Source organism: Streptomyces sp. WM6386, from assembly GCF_000972385.1.
Taxonomy (GTDB): domain Bacteria; phylum Actinomycetota; class Actinomycetes; order Streptomycetales; family Streptomycetaceae; genus Streptomyces.
Window position 1 is genome coordinate 1 of record NZ_JXTE01000143.1, and the last position, 3683, is coordinate 3683.

The following is a 3683-nucleotide window of genomic DNA, read 5'->3' on the forward strand; positions in this document are numbered from 1 at the left end:
GGGCTCGGCCGAACATGCCTCGGCAGCGGCCGCCAGAACCTAGGTGACGAAGGGCGCCATCGCCGTAGGGGCTGGTCGTGTGCGGCGTGTGCGGGCAGTCAGTGGCTGGTCGCGCAGTTCCCCGCGCCCCTTAGGGACATGCAGTCACCGTAGGAGCAACAGTTCGACGCCTACCAGCACGTCCACCACCGCGCACCACTCCGCAAAGCTCGGCGCCACTGTCCCCTTCAGCCTCTCCAGCGTCAGGTGCGCCAAGTCCCACAGCCCGTGGAAGAACCAGCCCGCCGCCACCAGCCAGCGGCCCACCTCCGGGTCGGCCAGCAGGCCCGTCACCGCCAGCGTCCCGAAGACGGCCACCCCTACGGCCTGCACGCCCAGAGGGCGCGGAGCACCCCGCACCGTCCCCCACAGCAGCACCCCCAACGCGATCCCGACCATCACCCCCGCCGGCGAGACCAGGTCCAGCGCCTGGAGGCCGAACACGAGCACCAGGCCCCCGCCCAGCCCTGGCCAAGTCGCCCGGGGTGTGCCGATCTGGTTGATCACCACGTACAGCAAGGGCAGCAGCGGCAGGACCTCGCCGAAACCGGACACCGAGTCGTCCAGGCTGTCCGACGCACCCGCCACGGCCTGGGCGGCCCAGATCGCGAGGGCCGCGGCTGTCGGCCAGCGGCGTATCACCGTCTGCGCGTTCACGCGCCGTACTCCGTCCGGCGCCGCAGCATGACGACGAACATCAGCGGCAGCATCGCGAGGTGCTCCCACGCCATCGCCGCGTCGGGGTCCACGACGTCCAGGGACAGAAGCGGTACGAGGATCAGCGCGGGAAGGAACATCGCGCCGGACATCTCCGCGATGCCGGGCCAGGCGTGCCCCCGTCGGCGCATCCACAACGCCATGCCGGCGGACATCGTGAACGCCATCTCCAGCGTGACCAGTTGGGGTTGGCGGGACATGTCGTACTGGATGTCCGTGAGCGCCAGGACGCCCCGCAGGGCCGCGCCGAGGACGAGCATGCCGGCCAGCATCGCGAGGATCATCTCGACGTAGTGGCGGGCGAATCCGTGGTGCTGTTGGTTTTCCATGCCTCTCAGACTGGGACGGGCGGCACCGGTGTCAGTAGTGCCGACCGCGCACGTCGTCGTATGACATCTGTCATCCGGGCGCTGCCACAATGGCCGCGTGGACAACGGGGCGGGGCTCACGAGTTTCCGGCGCTACACGTGGTGGGCCGTGCCGGGGACCGTCGTCTGTGTGCTGGTGCTGGCGTACGGGAGCTGGGCCCTGGACGGGGACGTGCCGCTGTGGGCGCGGGCGCCGGTGGTCCCGGCGCTGGGCGTCCATGCCGTGGCCGCCGCCGTGCTCCTCGGCGGGGCGATGGAGGACCGCACGCCGGTGCTGCGGCCACTCGCGGGGTGGCTGGTCACCGCCTGTCTCGCCGCGGCCGCGCTCGCCGTGCTGCCGCTGGCCCGGCACAACTACGGGCTGTGGGCGGTCGCCCCGGCCGTGACCGTGGCGATCGTGGCCGTCTATCTCTCCGCGGCCGGGAGGCGGTGGCTGATCGGCGGTGCCGTCGTCCTCGCGCTGGTGCCGGGCAGTGCCGTGAACCTGGTCGCGGGGGACGAGGAGTTGGCGTACGCCGCTCTCTTCCCGGCCTGTCTGACCGCGTTCACCGTGTGGACCGTGCTCGGGCCGCTGTGGGCCTGGCGGATCGCGGGGCGGCTCGACCGGGCGCGGCGCCTGGAGGCGGAGCTGGCGGTGAAGGACGAGCGGCTGCGGTTCGCCTCGGAGCTGCACGACATCCAGGGACACCATCTGCAAGTCATCGCGCTGAAGAGTGAGTTGGCGTCCCGACTGGCCGAGGGCGATCCCGCGCGCGCGGCCGCCGAGATGCGGGAGGTAAGGGAGTTGTGCGCGGACGCGCTCCGGGACACTCGTGCCGTGGTGCGGGGGTACCGCCGTACGACTCTGGACGGCGAGATCACCAACGCGACCCGGGTCCTGGCCGCTGCGGGCATCGACGCGCGGACGGAGCTGGAGTCGGCGGCCCGTCTGGACGATCCCGCACGGCAGTTGCTGGGTCTGGTGATGCGTGAGGCCACCACCAACGTGCTGCGGCACAGCCACGCGCTCCACGCCGAGGTCGAGTTCCGCGTCACCGGCGGACAGGCGCGGCTGCGGATCGGCAACGACGGTGCCGATCCGCCCGACGCGACGCACGACGGCACGGGACTGGCGGGGCTCGGCGAGCGACTGCGGGCAACCGGAGGGGAGTTGACGTGGGAACGGGACGGCGAGCGGTTCGTGGTGACGGCCACCCTCCCCCTGCGGTGATCCGGCTCCTCCTCGCCGACGACGAGGACCTCCTGCGCGGCGCCCTCGTCGCACTCCTCTCCCTGGAGGACGACCTCACGGTGGTCGCGCAGGCCGCCACCTCCACCGATGCCGTACGGCTCGCCCTGGAGCACCGGCCCGACATCGCCGTACTGGATCTGGAGATGCCGCCCACGGACGGGCTGCGGGCCGCCGAGGAGATCCGGGCCGCCCGCCAGGACACCCACGTCGTCCTCGTGACCCGGCACGCCCGGCCGGCCGTCCTGCGCCGCGCCCTGGCCGCCGGTGTCCGCGGGTTCGTGCCCAAGACGACCCCCGCGGCCCGGCTCGCGGAGATCCTCCGTGACATCGCCGCCGGGCGCCGCTACGTCGATCCGGACATCGCCGCGTCCGCGTTGACGGAGGACGACTGTCCGCTCAGCGACCGGGAGTTGGAGGTGTTGCGGGCGGCCCGTACGGGGGCCTCGGTGGCCGAGATCGCCGCGCAGGTGCATCTGGCTCAGGGGACCGTTCGCAACTACCTCTCGGCCGCCATGTCCAAGCTGGGGGCCACCACGCGGCATGCGGCGGCCCATCACGCCTGGCAACAGGGGTGGATCTAGGCCTGCGGGTCCGGGAACGCCACCGGGCTCTTCAGTCCCTTCGCGTTCACCGCCCGCACCCCGAAGAACACGTTGTTCGGGTTACTGCTTCGTGTAGGTCAGCTTCTCCCCGTTGCTCGTGTTCACTCGCTCCAGGGTGCCGTTCGACAGCAGGGTGACCTCGCTGGCCGCGCCCGGCGAGCAGGAGGAGGCGGGCTCGCCGACCGTGACCGTGGACGGGCCGATCTGCAACGGGCCGTTGCCGGCGGGCGCTTCGGTCAGGTCCGCCTCGAACACACAGTGGTAGTCGGGGCCGTCGGCGACGAGCGAGAGGACGGTGTCGCCCACCTCGCCCTCCTGGATGGTGAGTTGACGGGCGTGCGAGCCCTCCGAGTTGTCGATGCTGCTGGTCCAGGTGCCGAGATAGCCGGCCGGGACGCTGCCGTCCGTCGGGGCCGAGGTGGTGGGCGTCGGCGAGGGCTCCGGGGTGGTGGGGCCCGGTGTCGTGGGGGCACTCGTGGTGGGGGTGGGAGTGGGACCGGCCTTGTCGTCGTCGCCGCCGTCGCTGTTCATCAGCGCGTAGACCGAGCCGCCCGCGCCGAGCGCGACGACCAGGGCGACGACGACCAGGGCGGCGGTGGAACGGCCGTTGCGGCGCTGGGGTTCGGGAGGCGGGGTGAAGCCGGGGCCGTAGGGGGGGGTGTGGCCGGGGCCACCGTAGGGGTTGTACGGCGAAGGGACGCCGGGCTGGGACGGGTGGCCGTACGC

4 protein-coding genes and 1 pseudogene are annotated in these 3683 nt (G+C 72.3%); 2 read left to right on the plus strand and 3 right to left on the minus strand.

The window, feature by feature from the left end; genetic code table 11:
- Positions 1 to 144 precede the first annotated feature (144 nt).
- Entirely contained in the window at positions 145 to 696 is a 552-nt protein-coding gene (locus TN53_RS40040) for a hypothetical protein (protein WP_046263787.1), read from the minus strand.
- Positions 693 to 1085: a hypothetical protein gene (locus tag TN53_RS40045; RefSeq protein WP_046263788.1), complete on the minus strand. Its 393-nt coding sequence runs from the start codon at positions 1083 to 1085 to the stop codon at positions 693 to 695. The genes TN53_RS40040 and TN53_RS40045 overlap by 4 nt, the downstream gene beginning before the upstream one ends.
- Positions 1086 to 1182: 97 nt before the next feature.
- Between TN53_RS40045 and TN53_RS40050 the strand changes: the two genes are divergently transcribed.
- Together TN53_RS40050 and TN53_RS40055 are read left to right on the plus strand one after the other, a co-directional pair.
- The gene (locus TN53_RS40050; RefSeq protein WP_234441816.1) at positions 1183 to 2334 is read left to right on the plus strand and encodes a sensor histidine kinase; all 1152 of its coding nucleotides are present in this window, start codon (positions 1183 to 1185) and stop codon (positions 2332 to 2334) included.
- Positions 2331 to 2936, plus strand: a complete 606-nt coding sequence (locus TN53_RS40055) for a DNA-binding response regulator (RefSeq protein WP_046263790.1) — start codon at positions 2331 to 2333, stop codon at positions 2934 to 2936. The genes TN53_RS40050 and TN53_RS40055 overlap by 4 nt, the downstream gene beginning before the upstream one ends.
- Before the next feature lie 81 nt (positions 2937 to 3017).
- On the opposite strand, the pseudogene TN53_RS40060 reads toward TN53_RS40055, so the two are convergent.
- Positions 3018 to 3683 (minus strand): annotated as a pseudogene (locus TN53_RS40060) (serine/threonine protein kinase); the annotation flags it as partial.